The sequence below is a fragment of the Cupriavidus sp. FW216-B1 genome (assembly GCF_058789195.1).
On record NZ_JBYTEL010000008.1, the window covers coordinates 169073 to 182999 of the forward strand.

General features: G+C 71.8%; 17 protein-coding genes. 8 read left to right on the forward strand and 9 right to left on the reverse strand.

The window, feature by feature from the left end; genetic code table 11:
* The first annotated feature begins 96 nt into the window (after positions 1–96).
* Positions 97–534: a YbgC/FadM family acyl-CoA thioesterase gene (locus AC3WXD_RS18805; RefSeq protein ID WP_020201588.1), complete on the forward strand. Its 438-nt coding sequence runs from the start codon at positions 97–99 to the stop codon at positions 532–534.
* Positions 535–554: 20 nt separating this feature from the next.
* Here the strand turns inward: AC3WXD_RS18805 and denD are convergent, their stop codons facing one another.
* The 6 genes from denD to AC3WXD_RS18835 all read right to left on the reverse strand — a co-directional run bounded on the left by denD (position 555) and on the right by AC3WXD_RS18835 (position 6109).
* Positions 555–1529 carry a D-erythronate dehydrogenase gene (gene denD, locus AC3WXD_RS18810; protein ID WP_492324408.1) on the reverse strand — a complete coding sequence of 325 codons (975 nt, stop codon included), beginning with the start codon at positions 1527–1529 and terminating at the stop codon, positions 555–557.
* A gap of 50 nt (positions 1530–1579) precedes the next feature.
* On the reverse strand, positions 1580–2362 hold the full coding sequence (gene otnI / locus AC3WXD_RS18815) for a 2-oxo-tetronate isomerase (RefSeq protein WP_492324409.1): 783 nt from the start codon (positions 2360–2362) through the stop codon (positions 1580–1582).
* 140 nt (positions 2363–2502) lie between these two features.
* Positions 2503–3141, reverse strand: coding sequence for a 3-oxo-tetronate 4-phosphate decarboxylase (gene otnC, locus AC3WXD_RS18820; RefSeq protein WP_454731631.1), 639 nt, complete (start codon positions 3139–3141; stop codon positions 2503–2505).
* The gene (gene otnK, locus AC3WXD_RS18825) at positions 3138–4439 is read right to left on the reverse strand and encodes a 3-oxo-tetronate kinase (RefSeq protein ID WP_492324410.1); all 1302 of its coding nucleotides are present in this window, start codon (positions 4437–4439) and stop codon (positions 3138–3140) included. The genes otnC and otnK overlap by 4 nt, the downstream gene beginning before the upstream one ends.
* Before the next feature lie 10 nt (positions 4440–4449).
* Positions 4450–5346, reverse strand: coding sequence for an L-threonate dehydrogenase (ltnD, locus tag AC3WXD_RS18830; protein ID WP_492324411.1), 897 nt, complete (start codon positions 5344–5346; stop codon positions 4450–4452).
* Positions 5347–5371: 25 nt separating this feature from the next.
* Complete coding sequence (locus tag AC3WXD_RS18835; protein WP_029043299.1) at positions 5372–6109, reverse strand: FadR/GntR family transcriptional regulator; 738 nt, start codon at positions 6107–6109, stop codon at positions 5372–5374.
* Positions 6110–6373: 264 nt separating this feature from the next.
* Between AC3WXD_RS18835 and AC3WXD_RS18840 the strand changes: the two genes are divergently transcribed.
* Both AC3WXD_RS18840 and AC3WXD_RS18845 read left to right on the forward strand, forming a co-directional pair.
* A complete protein-coding gene (locus tag AC3WXD_RS18840; protein WP_059412751.1) occupies positions 6374–6799 on the forward strand; it encodes a GNAT family N-acetyltransferase in 426 nt (141 codons plus the stop codon).
* 218 nt (positions 6800–7017) lie between these two features.
* A complete protein-coding gene (locus AC3WXD_RS18845) occupies positions 7018–7500 on the forward strand; it encodes a hypothetical protein (RefSeq protein WP_059412750.1) in 483 nt (160 codons plus the stop codon).
* Between the two features lie 45 nt (positions 7501–7545).
* Here the strand turns inward: AC3WXD_RS18845 and AC3WXD_RS18850 are convergent, their stop codons facing one another.
* The 3 genes from AC3WXD_RS18850 to ygfZ form a co-directional block, all read right to left on the reverse strand.
* The gene (locus AC3WXD_RS18850) at positions 7546–8370 is read right to left on the reverse strand and encodes an NRDE family protein (protein ID WP_492324412.1); all 825 of its coding nucleotides are present in this window, start codon (positions 8368–8370) and stop codon (positions 7546–7548) included.
* Between the two features lie 90 nt (positions 8371–8460).
* Positions 8461–8751, reverse strand: coding sequence for a DUF4936 family protein (locus tag AC3WXD_RS18855; protein ID WP_020201578.1), 291 nt, complete (start codon positions 8749–8751; stop codon positions 8461–8463).
* 34 nt (positions 8752–8785) lie between these two features.
* On the reverse strand, positions 8786–9781 hold the full coding sequence (gene ygfZ, locus AC3WXD_RS18860) for a CAF17-like 4Fe-4S cluster assembly/insertion protein YgfZ (protein WP_492324413.1): 996 nt from the start codon (positions 9779–9781) through the stop codon (positions 8786–8788).
* Between the two features lie 222 nt (positions 9782–10003).
* Between ygfZ and mltG the strand changes: the two genes are divergently transcribed.
* From mltG to AC3WXD_RS18885, 5 genes are all read left to right on the forward strand, one after another.
* A complete protein-coding gene (mltG, locus tag AC3WXD_RS18865) occupies positions 10004–10999 on the forward strand; it encodes an endolytic transglycosylase MltG (RefSeq protein WP_020201575.1) in 996 nt (331 codons plus the stop codon).
* A gap of 9 nt (positions 11000–11008) precedes the next feature.
* On the forward strand, positions 11009–11623 hold the full coding sequence (tmk, locus tag AC3WXD_RS18870) for a dTMP kinase (RefSeq protein WP_492324414.1): 615 nt from the start codon (positions 11009–11011) through the stop codon (positions 11621–11623).
* 85 nt (positions 11624–11708) lie between these two features.
* Complete coding sequence (locus AC3WXD_RS18875) at positions 11709–12716, forward strand: DNA polymerase III subunit delta' (RefSeq protein ID WP_020201573.1); 1008 nt, start codon at positions 11709–11711, stop codon at positions 12714–12716.
* A gap of 96 nt (positions 12717–12812) precedes the next feature.
* Positions 12813–13256 carry a PilZ domain-containing protein gene (locus AC3WXD_RS18880; RefSeq protein ID WP_052165794.1) on the forward strand — a complete coding sequence of 148 codons (444 nt, stop codon included), beginning with the start codon at positions 12813–12815 and terminating at the stop codon, positions 13254–13256.
* 109 nt (positions 13257–13365) lie between these two features.
* Positions 13366–13887: a GNAT family N-acetyltransferase gene (locus tag AC3WXD_RS18885; RefSeq protein WP_020201571.1), complete on the forward strand. Its 522-nt coding sequence runs from the start codon at positions 13366–13368 to the stop codon at positions 13885–13887.
* Positions 13888–13927 lie beyond the last annotated feature (40 nt).

Below are 13927 nucleotides of genomic sequence, written 5' to 3' on the forward strand. Positions count from 1 at the left end.
GGCCCGCCGCATCCGCCGCACTCGCCGCGGACATGCGCGCGGCGCCGGTCCCGCCAGGGCCGGCGCCGTTTTTCCATTCAGCAGGAGCTTTTTTTCATGGCCAAGGAACAATTCCGCCACAGCATGCCGCTGCGCGTGCGCTGGGCCGAGGTCGATCCGCAGTCGATCGTCTTCAACGCGCACTACCTGACCTATTGCGACATCTGCGTGACCGAATACTGGCGCGCGGTGGGCATCCGCTATCCCGAGGACGTGCTGCACGCGCATGGCGTGGACATCTTCGTGGTCAAGTCCACGCTGGAGTACCACGCCTCGGCGCGCTTCGACGACGTGCTGGACATCCGCGGCCGGATCGCCCGCATGGGGCGCTCCAGCATGCTGTTCCGCGTGGAGATGTACCGCGGCGACGAGCACCTGATCACCGGCGAGATCGTCTACGTGTGCGCCGGTCCCGAGAGCCGCAAGTCGACGCCCGTGCCGGGCGCGGTGCGCGAGAAGATCCTGGCCTACGAGGTGGTGACGCCGGAGGGCTGATCCGGCGTGCCACGCCTTGTCTACGGCGCGATCCCGGCGTCCTCGATATAGCCGCGGATCACGGCCTCGAAGCCGTCGTCGCCGGCGAAGCCCAGCGCCAGCGCGCGCTGCGTGTTCCACGCCGCCGGCCACGTGCCGACGATGTTCTCGATGCGCGCGTCGCGCTCCCAGGTCACGCGGTCGGCGACGAAATCGCCGGCCACCTCGCGCAGCGCCGCCACCATCTGCCGCGGCGTGACCGACAGCCCCGGCAGGTTGACCGCGCGGCGCTCGCCGAAGGCCTCGCCGTCGAGTTCCATGCCGCGCACCAGCGCCGCGATGGCGCCGCGCGGCGACAGCAGCCACAGCGGCGTGTCCGGCGCCACCGGGCAGTTGGCCGCCTCGCCGGCGAGCGGCTCGCGGATGATGCCGCTGGCGAACGACGAGGCCGCCGCGTTGGGCTTGCCCGGGCGCACGCTGATGGTGGGCAGGCGCAGCACGCGCCCGTCGACGAAGCCGCGCCGGCTGTAGTCGGACAGCAGCAGCTCGCCGATGGCCTTCTGCGCGCCGTAGGACGACTGCGGGTTGAGCGCGGTGTCGTCCTGCACCAGCGCGGGCAGGGTGCCGCCGTACACCGCCACCGAACTGGTGAACACCACGCGCGGCCGGTGGCCGAGCGCGCGGCAGGTTTCCAGCAGCGCGCGCGCCGCGTCGAGGTTGACGCGCATGCCGAGCGCGAAGTCCGCCTCGGCCTGGCCGCTCACCACGGCCGCGAGATGGAACACGGCGCCGGTGCGCGCGTCGATGGCCCGCGCCAGCACGGCGGGATCGGACAGGTCGCCGGTGACCACGCGCACGCGCGCGTCGCCGAGCGGCGGCGGGGCCGCCACGTCGAGCAGCGTCAGGCCTTCGATGGCGACCGGCCGGCCGCCGATGTCGAGGGTGCCGCGCGCGAGCAGCAGGCGGGCGAGCCGCAGGCCGAGAAAGCCGGCGCCGCCGGTAATCAGTACGTGCATCGTTGTCCTCCGTCAGCGCCGCCCGGCGGCGGCATGCGTTGTGCCGGGAATCAGCCCTCGAGATACGGCCTGACCCAGCCCAGCCCGGCCGTGGTGCCGGCGCGCGGGCGGTATTCGCAGCCGATCCAGCCGTCGTAGCCGAGGCCGTCGATCACGTCGAACAGGTAGGGATAGTTGAGTTCGCCCAGGTCAGGCTCGTGCCGCTCGGGCACGCCGGCGATCTGGATGTGGCCGATGCCGGCCATGTCGCGCTTGAGCTTGACGGCGAGGTCGCCCTCCACGATCTGGCAGTGGTAGCAGTCGAACTGCACCTTGAGGTTGGCCGCGCCGACCTCCTTGCAGATGGCCTGGCCGTCGTCCTGGCGGTTGAGGAAATAGCCCGGCATGTCGCGGCCGTTGATCGGCTCGATCAGCACGGTCACGCCCTGCGCGGCGGCCGCGCGCGCGGCATGGGCCAGGTTTTCCAGGTAGCAGGCGCGGTGGCGCGCGCGGTCGGCGCCGGCCGGCACCATGCCGGCCATCACGTGGATGCGGTCGTTGCCGATCACCGCGGCGTATTCCAGCGCGCGCGCGATCGTGTCGCGGAACTCGGCCTCGCGCCCGGGCAGCGCGGCCATGCCGCGCTCGCCGGCGCGCCAGTCGCCGGGCGGCGCGTTGAACAGCGCCTGCGCGAGGCTGCTGGCGTCGAGGCGCGCGCGGATCTCGGCGGCGGGATGCTCGTAGGGGAACAGAAATTCCACCGCCTTGAAGCCGTCGGCCGCGGCGGCGGCGAAGCGGTCCAGGAAGGCGTGCTCGGTGTACATCATCGAGAGATTGGCGGCAAAGCGCGGCATGCGGTGCTCCAGGAAAGATGCGGTTGTGGCCGGGCCGCCGTGCCCGGCCGCGCGCGCGGGGGGGCGCCGGGCGGCGCAGCGCATACGGTGCCACAAAGCGCGCCGGCTTGCCCGCCGGAACGCGAGGCGGCCGGCGCGGGCTACCAGCGCGCCTTGAAGGTGTCGCGCAGTTCCGCCAGCGCGTGTTCGTCGAGCGGCTCGGGCTTGTCCCCGGGCATCAGCCAGAGCCGGGCGGTCTCTTCCAGTTCCTCCAGCGCGAACGCGGCGCGCGAGACGGTGGACTCCCACACCACCGGCCCCAGGCGCGCCAGCAGCACGCCGCGCACCTCGGCGGCCAGCCCGGCCACGCGCGCGGCCACGGCGGGATCGCCGGGGCGGTGGTAGGGAATCAGCGGGATATGCCCGACCTTCATCACGTAGTAGGGCGTGATCGGCGGCAGCACGTCGTCGGGGCGCCACGCGCCCGCCAGGCTCAGCGCCACCAGGTGGGTGGAATGCGTGTGGACCACGCCGTGCGCCTGCGGGTTGTTGTCGTAGATGGCGCGGTGCAGGGTCAGCGTCTTGGACGGCTTGTCGCCCGCCACCCACGCGCCGGCGCCGTCCACCTTGGCGATGGCAGCCGGGTCCAGCATGCCGAGGCAGGCGTCGGTCGGCGTGATCAGCCAGCCGTCGTCGAGCCGCGCGCTGATGTTGCCGGCGCTGCCCACGGTATAGCCGCGCTGGTAGAGGCTGGCGCCGATGCGGCAGATCTCCTCGCGCAGGGTCGCTTCGCGGCTCATGCCTCGCCTCCCAGGCGGCGCAGCGCCTCGTCGAAGAAATCCGGGCCGCCGAAGTTGCCGGACTTGAGTGCCAGCGCCAGCGGCTGCGCCTCCAGCGTGACGGTGGCCGGCACGCCCGGCGCGATCTGCGCGCCGATGCGCAGCGCCTGCACGCCGAGCGCCTGCACCACCGCGCCGGAGGTCTCGCCGCCGGCCACCACGAAGCGGCGCGTGCCGCGCGCCTTCGCCGCCGCGGCGATGTCGGCCAGCGCCTGCTCGACCAGATGGCCGGCCCGCTCCACGCCCAGCGCCGCCTGCGCGGCCTTGACCTGCTCGGGAGAGGTGGTGGCGTAGACCAGCACCGGCTCGGCATGCGCGGCGATCAGCGCCAGCGCCTGCTCGACCAGCGGCGCGCCTTCGGCCAGCGCCAGCGGATCGAGGCGCAGGGCGGGGCGCCGGTGCGCCAGCCACAGCGCGACCTGGGCGTTGGTCGCCTTCGACGCGCTGCCGGCCAGCACCAGCGCCGGGCCGGTCACGGGCACCACGTTGTCCGCGTCGGCGCGCTCGGGCAGCAGGCCGGCGCGGCGGAAGTTGGCCGGCAGGCCCAGCGCCAGGCCGGAGCCGCCGGTCAGCAGCGGCAGCGCGGCGCAGGCCTCGCCCAGCGTGTGCAGGTCGGCATCGCTGACCGCATCGGCGATGGCCATGCGCACGCCGTCGCCGCGCAGGGCGCCGATGGCGTGCTGCACGGCGACGCTGCCGCGCGCCACCGTGTCGTGGCGCAGCAGGCCCACTTTGCCCTTGCTCTGGCGCTGCAATACGCGCACCAGGTTGGCATCGTGCATCGGCGTGAGCGGGTGGTTCTCCATGCCCGACTCGCTGAGCAGCGCGTCGCCCACGAACAGGTGGCCGCGGAAGATCGTGCGGCCGTTCTCGGGGAAGGCCGGGCAGGCGATGGTGAAATCGCTGCCGAGCGCCGCCAGCAGCGCCTCCGCCACCGGGCCGATATTGCCCGCGTCGGTGGAGTCGAAGGTGGAGCAGTACTTGAAGAAGAACTGGCGGCAGCCCTGCGCCTGCAGCCAGCGCAGCGCGTCGAGCGATTGCGCGATGGCGTCGGCGGCGGGAATGGTGCGCGACTTCAGCGCCACCACCAGCGCGTCGGCCTGTTCTACGCCGGGCAGCGCGGCGCCGGCGGGCACGCCGATGGTCTGCACGGTGCGCATGCCGTTGCGCACCAGCGTGTTGGCGAGATCGGTGGCGCCGGTGGAATCGTCTGCGATGCAGCCGAGCAGGGCGCGCGGGGATTGGACGGATACGGTCATCTTGCTGTTTTTACTCCGACTTGCGTTGCGGCAGGCCGATGCCGGGGAATATCTTGATCACGGCGGAGTCGTCCTCCCCGCCATGCCCGGCGCTCGACGCCATCATGAACATCTGGTGCGCCGCGGCCGACAGCGGCAGCGGGAACTTGCTGGCACGCGCGGTATCGAGCACCAGCCCGAGATCCTTGACGAAGATGTCCACCGCCGACAGCGGCGTGTAGTCGCCGGCCAGGATATGCGGCACGCGGTTCTCGAACATCCACGAGTTGCCCGCGCTGTGGGTGATGACCTCGTACAGCGCTGCGGCGTCCACGCCTTCGCGCAGGCCCAGCGCCATCGCCTCGGCCGCCGCGGCGATATGCACGCCGGCCAGCAACTGGTTGATGATCTTGACCTTGGAGCCCGCGCCATGCGCGTCGCCCAGCCGGTAGACCTTGCCCGCCATCGCCGCGAGCACGTCCTCGGCCAGCGCGTAGGCCTCGGCCGGGCCGGAAGTCATCATGGTCATCTCGCCGCTGGCCGCGCGCGCCGCGCCGCCGGATAGCGGCGCATCCAGCAGCAGGATGCCGTGCCCGGCGAGGCGCTGGCCCAGCGCCTCGGCAAAGCTGGGCGGCACTGTGGCGCTGGCGATCACCAGCGCGCCGGGCCGCATCGCGGCGGCCGCGCCATCCGCGCCGAACAGCACGGCCTCGGTCTGCGCGGCGTTGACCACCAGCGTCACCACCACGTCGCACAGCCGGCCCAGCTCGGCCGGGCTGGCGCAGGGCGTGCCGCCCGCGTCGGCAAAGCGTTGCAGCACCTCGGCACGCAGGTCGCAGGCATGCACCTTGAAGCCGGCGCGCAGCAGGCTGTGCGCGACGCCGTTGCCCATCGCGCCAAGGCCGATGACGCCGATCGATTGACTCATTGAAACTCCTGCGAAAAAGGCGGGATCAGTTGGACGGCCCGCGCGCGGTCTCGTCGGGACCGGGCTGGCTGCCCTGCGACAGGCGCCGCGCCGCGTTGTACATATGCGTCTGCGCCGCGTTGCGCGCGGCCAGCGCGTCGCCGGCGCGGATCGCCGCGACGATGGACTGGTGCTCCTCGCGTACCTGCCGCGAGAAATCCGCGCGGCGCGCCTCGTTGGTCCGCGTCACGCGCGTGGCGGTTTCCAGGTACTGGCTCAGGAACGCCAGCGTCTTGAGGAAATACGGGTTGCCGGTGGCCCCGGCAATGGCCCGGTGAAAGGCCACGTCGGCCGCCACGCCGTCGCCGCCCGCGGCTTCCTCCGCATCGATGCGCGCCAGCGCCGCGTCGATCGCCGCCATGCTCGCGTCGGTGCGGCAACGCGCGGCCTGCGCCGCTACCTCGGCCTCGATCGCGCGGCGCAGCTCGACGATCTGCAGCACCGATTCCAGCGTGGCCGTATCGGTGTAGTCGATCCGCAGCGGCCGGATGCCGGCCTGCTCGGTGACGAACACGCCGCTGCCCTGGCGCGATTCCACCACCCCCTCATGCCGCAGCCGCGCGATGGCCTCGCGGATCACGGTGCGGCTCACGCCGAATTCCTCCGACAGCACCGCCTCGGTCGGCAGCTTGTCGCCGCGGGCGAAGGCGCCGTCGTTGATCTTCTCCAGCAATTGTTCTGCGACGGTATCGGTCAGCGCGCGGGCGGGGACTTTCTGGAACACGGAGGGGCCAAGTGGTTGGGTGATATGGTCATCATACAAATTTTGTGGCGAGGATGGTGATCGGGGATTACCCGGAGCCGCCAGAGATTGACGGCCAGCGGATGGCTGGGGAAATTTCCCGGCGCGCCCGACCGACCCGCCGTCTCTTCCGTCCCGGTCACGGCCGCCCGCCATGCCGCCGCCCCCTCCCGGCGGTATCATGGCGACCGCCCCGCCGGGCTTTCTCCGGGGCACTTTTTCCCCCAGCACTGCTCACGACACATCATGACCATCTCCATCCGCCTCGTCCCCTGGTCCGAAGCGCGCGAAACCGCGCGCGCCATCCGTTACGCCGTCTTCGTCGAGGAGCAGGGCGTGCCGGTGGAGATGGAGTGGGACGAATGGGATGAGCCGAGCTGGCACGCGCTGGCCGTGGCCGAGGATGGCACCGCGCTGGCCACCGGCCGCCTGCTGCCCGACGGCCATATCGGGCGCATGGCGGTGCTCAAGCGGGCGCGCGGCACCGGCGTGGGCGCCAGGGTGCTGGCGGCGCTGATGGACAAGGCGGCCGAGCTTGGTTATGCCGAGCTGGTGCTGAGCGCGCAGAGCCACGCGGCGCCGTTCTATGCGCGCGTGGGCTTCGCGCCGGTCGGCGAGCCGTTCGAGGAAGTCGGCATTCCGCACGTGGAGATGCGCAAGTCGCTGCGCTGAGCGGCACTGAGCAACACTGAGCGGCGGCGCTACGCGCGCGCGAACAGCGGCCTGGCCAGCAGTCGTGCCGCTCGGTCGTCGGCATGGAACCGGGCAGCTTCGCGCGCGCTGCCGCCGCGGTTGGCGGAAGCGGCCCGAGGAAGCGGTATCATCGCCGTCTTCTTTTTTCCGCCGCGTCATTCCCGACCTTGCGGCGGCCCCCGACCGCGCTTCACACCATGCCAGAGAACCGTTCCCGCCTGCTCCGGGCGCTTGCCGACGCCATCCCCGCCATCGACCCCGCCGCCGCGCCGGCCGGTGATCCGCCGGCCGGGGCCGCGCTGCTGCCGGCCTGGCTCGCGCCCTGGCTGGCCGGGCATTGCCTGGTGGCGGTGGACTGGCGCGAATTCAGCACGCATGGCGCCGGCGCCGTGGCGGGGCTGGCCGTGCTGCGCGCGGCGCGCGTGTCCAGCCTCGAGGTGGACGGCCTCTACGACGAGGACGGCATCCCGCTCGGCGGCGACGACGATGATTTCGACATGGAGCCCGCGGCGCTCTACCTGGCGCACCTCAACCGCGAGCTGGCGCCGCACGGCATGCAGTTGCTGGAACTCGGGCGCGGCGATCCCGCCTGGCTGCTGGCCGTGCGCAACGACCCGGCCGCGATCCGCGCGCTCGGCGCGGCGCTGCGGCCCTGGGGGCTTCAGGCGCGGCAATACTGAACGGAAGGAAGCGGGCGCCGGCGCGGCGCCCCGGGCTTCAGGGTCTCAGGGCGCGGGCACCTGCCCGGCGTCGCGCGACACGCGCAGGCGGCCGCGGTAGGAGACTTCGCCGGTGCGGCCATTGGCATCGAAGCTGCGCTCGCTCAGCTCGAAGCGGCCGTCGTGGCGTACCCGCAGCACGGTGCTGGCGCGCGTGCCGTAGCTGGGCGAGCGGATGAAGGCGGACGAGAGCAGCCGTTCCCATTCGGGCGTGACGCCGGTGCGGGGCAGCTCGAAGTCCAGCGCCTGGCGCGTGTCGGCCAGCAGGTCGAAGTAGGGTTCGGCGCTGGCGCCGGTCTGGCCGGTGTCGGCCGCCAGCGTCTCGGCCAGCGCGCCGACGCGGCTGACCACCTTGGGCCAGGGCGTGTCGAGCAGGGCGTTGGACAAGCCGTACAGGCCGGCCTTGAGCCGCTGCGGCTGCGCCGCCGCGCCGCGGTTGCTGTACCACCACAGCTCGCGCAGGTCGCAGGTCAGCAGGTTGAAGCCGTTGTAGACGCCGGCGCGCGGCGCCAGCCCGGCCAGGTAGGCGTGCGGGTCGCTGTCGCCGCGCAGGAAGCCGGCCACCAGTTCGCCGCGCGAGCGGGCATCGGTGCGCTTCTCGGACGGCGCGCGGTAATTGGTCAGGGCGGCGAAGCGGCCGTCGCCGGCCAGGCCCATCCAGGTGCCCGGCTCGCCGATCACTTCCGCCATGTCGCGGCCGGCCAGCACCTGCGGGGCGTCTTCCCACCAGTGCACCGGCGCCGCGGGGCGGGCGTAGAACTCGTCGCGGTTGCCGGCCACCACCAGGGCGTAGTCAGGGTGAGACTGCCAGGCGACCAGAATCAGGCACATAGTGCTTCCTTTACTGCATTTGCTGCATTCACTTCGTTCACTGCCTGTCCGTTCGCGGCCTGGTGCCGCGAGGCCGGTTCAGAGGGGGGCTCAAAGCTGGTCCAGGTCGACGAAGCGCTCGCTCTGGCGCTCGCCGCCGAGGAAACGCTGCAGGCCGCTTTGCCGCCACAGCCCGTCGAGCAGGATGTCGAAGGCGGGCGGCACGTCGGCGTAGGCTTCCATCCAGGTCTGCATGCCGTTGCGCGTCTCCGGCCTGCGTAAGAGCGTACCACCAATTCCGCCCGCTTCGGCAACGGTCTCCATCCAGCGGTGCCAGTGCGGCAACGCCTCTTCGGCCAGGGTTTCCGGCACGCGGAAATAGACGTAGAGGTGATCGCTCATATGGTCCTGCCTGTGTCTTGCGGCGCGCCGGCGCTCAGGCGGCCTCGCCGACCGGCACCGCGTAGGGCAGCTCGCCCGGGCGCACCGGGCTGCCGGTGGCGCTGCCCAGGTGCAGCGCGCCGGCGGCGGCGTCGATCTTCAGTTCGGCCAGGCCGTCCCAGCCGCCCTGCGGCGCGGCGGCGGCGTTGACCACCATGCCGCACGGCTGCGCGGGGTCCTCGGGGCGGAAGATCTCGGTGGCGGCGGCCGGCGCTTCGCCCTCGCCGTGGATCAGCCACATGCGGCGCTTGAGCGTGCCGCGGTACTGGCTGCGCGCGACGATTTCCTGGCCCGGGTAGCAGCCCTTGCGGAAGCTCACGCCGCCGACCAGCTCCAGGTTGATCATCTGCGGCACGAACTGTTCCTGCGTGGCCGCGGCGATGCGCGGCACGCCGGAGCGCACTTCCAGCCAGTCCCACACGGCGCTGTCGGCCGGCGCCAGCGTGGCCGCCAGCGCGGCCTGCCGGTCCGCGGCCTGCTCGGCGGGCAGCGCGATCTGCCAGCGCGGCAGGCCGTCGCCGTCGGGCAGGCGGATCACGGTGGCGCCGGCCGCGGCGGCGGCCTGCCAGGGGGCGTCCGGCGCGGGCAGGCCGGCGGCCCGCAGCGCGGCGGCAGCGCCGGGGCCGGCCACGCCGAGCAGCGCGGCGACCGGCGTCAGGTCGGACAGGCGCGCCTTGGCGCGCAGCACGAACATGCTCAGGCGCTTCTGGATGGCGGCCTGGAGGTCGGCCGAGATCTGGAGCACGATGCCTTCGTCGTCGCGCCACACCAGGAAGCTGGCGAGCAGGCGGCCCTTGGGCGAGCAATAGCCGGCCAGGCGCGCGGTGCCGGCGCCGAGATCGTCGATGGCGTTGGTCAGCTGCGTGTGCAGGAAGCTGGCCGCGTCTTCGCCGGCGACCCGGATCAGGCCCAGGTGCGCGGGACGGCAGACGACGCCGCCCTGGCGCGCGGCTTCGAACTGGGTGGCAAGGTCGGGAGCAGGGGAGTTCATGGCAGGAATCTGGCTCGTTGTGGCACGTATCTGGACGGACGGCGCGCGCGGGCGCGCCGGATGGCGGGTGCGGCAGGCGGCGCGCGCTCGTGGCGGCGCAAGGCTCCCGGTATTATATGGGGCTGTCGCCATTTCAGCCGGCGCGCCCGCGGCCCCTGCCGCGCGCCGCCGTCTTTGCCGCGGTGCGCGCGGGCGCACGCGGCGCCGCTACCTTCTGCCTACATGAAACGTATTTTCCTGCGGCTGCTGCTGGCCGCGCTGGTGTTTGCGATCGCCGCGGCCGGCGCCTTCGCCTGGTGGGCCAACCGCCCCCTCGAACTGCCGGCCACGCCGGTCGAAGTGGTGATCAAGCCCAATTCCAGCGTGGCCAGCGTCGGCCGCCAGATCCAGCGCGGCGGCGTGCCGATGGACGCGCGCCTGTTCGCCCTGCTGGCGCGGCTGACCGGCCACGGCGCTGACCTCAAGGCCGGCGGCTACGAGTTCGCGCGCGGCGCCTCGCCGCTGTCGGTGCTCGGCAAGATCGCCCGCGGCGAAGTCACCCACTACGTCCTGACCGTGATCGAAGGCTGGGAATTCCGCAAGATGCGCGCCGCCGTCGACGCCCACCCGGCGCTCAAGCACGACAGCCGCGGCCTGTCCGACGCCGAGCTGATGAAGGCCATCGGCGCGCCCGAGCCGGCCCCGGAAGGCATGTTCTTCCCGGACACCTACCTGTTCGCGCGCGGCAGCAGCGACCTGGAACTGTATCGCCACGCCTACCGCGCGATGCAGCGCCGCCTGACCGACGCCTGGAACGCGCGCGCGTCCGGCCTGCCGTACAAGACGCCCTACGAGGCGCTGGTGATGGCCTCCATCGTCGAGAAGGAAACCGGCCAGCCGGGCGAGCGCGCGATGATCGCCGCGGTATTCGTCAACCGGCTCAGGAAGGGCATGATGCTGCAGACCGATCCCACCGTGATCTACGGCATGGGCGAGGCCTTCGATGGCAATATCCGCAAGCGCGATCTGCTCGCCGACACCCCGTACAATACCTACACGCGCGCGGGCCTGCCGCCCACGCCGATCTCGCTGCCCGGGCTGGCCTCGCTGGCCGCGGCAACCGCGCCGGCGCCGTCGGACGCGCTGTACTTCGTGGCGCGCGGCGACGGCAGCAGCTATTTCTCCAACTCGCTTCCCGAACACAACCGCGCGGTCGACAAGTACCAGCGCGGCAAATAAGTCTCTCCCATGCGCGGAAAATTCATCACATTCGAGGGCATCGACGGTGCCGGCAAAAGCACCCACGTGGAGTGGGTGGCCGAGCGCCTGCGCGCGCGCCTGGCCGGCAGCGCGGCGGTGGTCACCACCCGCGAGCCCGGCGGCACGCCGCTGGGCGAGGACCTGCGCCAGATCCTCCTGCATCGCAAGATGCACCTGGAAACCGAGGCGCTGCTGATGTTCGCCGCCCGCCGCGAGCACATCGCCGAAGTCATCGAGCCCGCGCTGGCGCGCGGCGACTGGGTGGTGTCCGACCGCTTTACCGATGCCACCTTCGCCTACCAGGGCGGCGGCAGGGGTCTGCCGCGCGCGCGCCTGGAGGTGCTGGAAGGCTGGGTGCAGGACGGCCTGCAGCCCGACCTGACGCTGCTGTTCGACGTGCCGCTGGAAACCGCCAGCGCCCGCCTGGCCGGCGCGCGCGAGCCCGACAAGTTCGAGGCCGAGTCGCGCGCCTTCTTCGCGCGCACGCGCCAGGAATACCTGCGGCGCGCGGCGGAGGCGCCGCAGCGCTTCCGCGTGATCGACGCCACGCGCACCATCGCCGAGATTCAGGCCGAACTTGAGAAAATTCTCGCAACGCTTTGATTCGGCGGCACTATCATGGCAGGCTGATACCACCGGCAGCGCTCCATGCGGTGGATGAAGATCACTCCCTAACTCCTTGATTCGCATGCTTTATCCCTGGCAGACAGAAGACTGGCAACGGCTGAACGGACTGCGCGAGCGGCTGCCGCATGCCTTGCTCATCCACGGCCAGCAAGGCATCGGCAAGCGCGACCTGGCGCTGCACTTCGCCCAGGGGCTGCTGTGCGACACGCCGCGCGCCGACGGGCAGCCGTGCGGCACGTGCGCGGCCTGCCACTGGTTCAGCCAGGGCAATCATCCCGATTTCACCGTGGTCCGCCCCGAGGCGCTGGAAGCCGCCGGCGACGCCGAGACCGACGACAGCGGCAAGAAGAAGGCGCCCAGCAAGGTCATCCGCATGGAGCAGGTGCGGGCGCTGATCGAGACCGTCGGCATCGGCACCCATCGCGCCGGCCTGCGGCTGGTGGTGGTGTACCCGCTCGACGCGCTGCAGAACGAGGGCGCCAACGCGCTGCTCAAGACGCTGGAGGAGCCGCCGCCGTCGACCGTGTTCCTGCTCGTCACCGACCGGCTCGACCGCGTGCTGCCGACCATCCTGTCGCGCTGCCGCCAGTTTTCCGTGCAGCGGCCCACGCAGGCCGACGCGCTGGCGTGGCTGCGCGGGCAGGGCGTGGGCGATGCCGAGGCGCAACTGGCGCTGGCCGGCGGCTCGCCGCTGACCGCGCTGCACGCCGCCGAGGCCGAGGAACAGCCGCTGCAGCGCTGGCTGGTGAGCCAGCTTGGCGGTGGTGCCGGCTTCGACGCGCTGGGCGCCGCCGAGCATGTGCAGAAGATGCCGGTGCCCGCGGTGCTTGGCATCCTGCAGCGCTGGACGTACGATCTGCTGTCGGCGTGCCTGGCGGCGGCGCAGGCGCCGCGCTATTTTCCGCGCGAGCAGGCCGCCGTCGCGCGCTGCGCGCAGGCTACCGATGCGCACCGGCTGCAGGCCTTCCTGGCGCGGCTGGTGAACCACCGGCGCAGCGAGAACCATCCGCTGGCCGCGCGCCTGGTGATGGAAGCGGTGTTCCTGGAATACCGGCAGATGTTTCAGTAGTTGGCCTGGCAGTCATCTTGCTTGTGTTTGCCGGGTGGTGTCCGTTAGTCATACCGATAAGGCCTGAAGGCCACGGTCAGCAACAAGGGGTCAGTCATGAGTACAGCAGCAACAGGAAGCCGGGGCCCGGGCGTGCCCGGCGCCGCCGGCGTGGGCGCGCCCACGGCGGGCGGGATCGGCGCGGCGACGGTGCCGGGCGCGGCTTCGCGGCCGAACGTGCTTTCGCTTTCGATCAAGGACCAGGCGGGCCTGTACGCCGCCTACATGCCGTTCCTGCAGCGCGGCGGCATCTTCGTGCCGAGCAACCGGCCGTTCCGGCTGGGCGAGCAGGTATTCCTCGTGCTGTCCCTGCTGGACCGGCCGCAGAAATACCAGATCGCGGGGCAGGTGGCATGGATCACGCCGGTCGGCACGCCCAACAAGACGCCCGGCATCGGCATCCACCTGCCGGACGACGACAACGGCCGCAACCTGCGCCGCGCGGTGGAAGAGATCCTGGGCAAGGCCATCGAGTCCAGCCGGCCCACGCAGACGCTGTAGGCAAGACCGGCGGGCCTGCCGGGCGGAGCATCGGGTGAAACATCAGGTGAAACATCGGGTTTCGCGTCCAGGCCATTGATTTACAAGCAGTCAGAGAAGAAGCAACAACATGAGTGAAAACGCTTTCACGGTGCGCGACGCCCAGCCGCGCGACCTGGCCGGCATCGTCGCCATCTACAACAGCACGGTCGCCTCGCGCATGGTCACGGCCGACACCGAGCCCGTCAGCGTGGCGTCGCGCCAGGCCTGGTTCGATGCCCATCCGCCCGCGCGCCGCCCGCTGTGGGTGGCGGAAGACGGCGCGGGCCGCATGGCGGGCTGGCTCAGCTTCTCCGATTTCTATGGCCGCCCGGCTTACGGCGCCACCGCCGAGGTCTCGATCTACCTGGATGCCGGCAGCCGCGGCCAGGGCCTGGGCCGGCACCTGCTGCAGCAGGCCATCGCCCATGCGCCGCAGATCGGCGTGCACACCGTGCTGGGCTTCATCTTCGGCCACAACGCGCCGAGCCTGGGCCTGTTCGCCTCGCTGGGGTTCGAGCGCTGGGGCCACCTGCCGCGCGTGGCCGTGCTCGACGGCATCGAGCGCGATCTCGTGATTCTTGGCCGGCACCTGACCAAGCCGGCAGGCTAGCCCGGGCCGGCCGCGCCTCCCGCGGCTTTCTCCGCCTTCT

Coding starts and splice junctions, on each gene's coding strand:
- AC3WXD_RS18805 (WP_020201588.1), top strand. CDS start 97: ATGGCCAAGGAACAATTCCGCCACAGCATGCCGCTGCGCGTGCGCTGG.
- denD (WP_492324408.1), bottom strand. CDS start 1,529: ATGCACGTACTGATTACCGGCGGCGCCGGCTTTCTCGGCCTGCGGCTC.
- otnI (WP_492324409.1), bottom strand. CDS start 2,362: ATGCCGCGCTTTGCCGCCAATCTCTCGATGATGTACACCGAGCACGCC.
- otnC (WP_454731631.1), bottom strand. CDS start 3,141: ATGAGCCGCGAAGCGACCCTGCGCGAGGAGATCTGCCGCATCGGCGCC.
- otnK (WP_492324410.1), bottom strand. CDS start 4,439: ATGACCGTATCCGTCCAATCCCCGCGCGCCCTGCTCGGCTGCATCGCA.
- ltnD (WP_492324411.1), bottom strand. CDS start 5,346: ATGAGTCAATCGATCGGCGTCATCGGCCTTGGCGCGATGGGCAACGGC.
- AC3WXD_RS18840 (WP_059412751.1), top strand. CDS start 6,374: ATGACCATCTCCATCCGCCTCGTCCCCTGGTCCGAAGCGCGCGAAACC.
- AC3WXD_RS18845 (WP_059412750.1), top strand. CDS start 7,018: ATGCCAGAGAACCGTTCCCGCCTGCTCCGGGCGCTTGCCGACGCCATC.
- AC3WXD_RS18850 (WP_492324412.1), bottom strand. CDS start 8,370: ATGTGCCTGATTCTGGTCGCCTGGCAGTCTCACCCTGACTACGCCCTG.
- AC3WXD_RS18855 (WP_020201578.1), bottom strand. CDS start 8,751: ATGAGCGATCACCTCTACGTCTATTTCCGCGTGCCGGAAACCCTGGCC.
- ygfZ (WP_492324413.1), bottom strand. CDS start 9,781: ATGAACTCCCCTGCTCCCGACCTTGCCACCCAGTTCGAAGCCGCGCGC.
- mltG (WP_020201575.1), top strand. CDS start 10,004: ATGAAACGTATTTTCCTGCGGCTGCTGCTGGCCGCGCTGGTGTTTGCG.
- tmk (WP_492324414.1), top strand. CDS start 11,009: ATGCGCGGAAAATTCATCACATTCGAGGGCATCGACGGTGCCGGCAAA.
- AC3WXD_RS18875 (WP_020201573.1), top strand. CDS start 11,709: ATGCTTTATCCCTGGCAGACAGAAGACTGGCAACGGCTGAACGGACTG.
- AC3WXD_RS18880 (WP_052165794.1), top strand. CDS start 12,813: ATGAGTACAGCAGCAACAGGAAGCCGGGGCCCGGGCGTGCCCGGCGCC.
- AC3WXD_RS18885 (WP_020201571.1), top strand. CDS start 13,366: ATGAGTGAAAACGCTTTCACGGTGCGCGACGCCCAGCCGCGCGACCTG.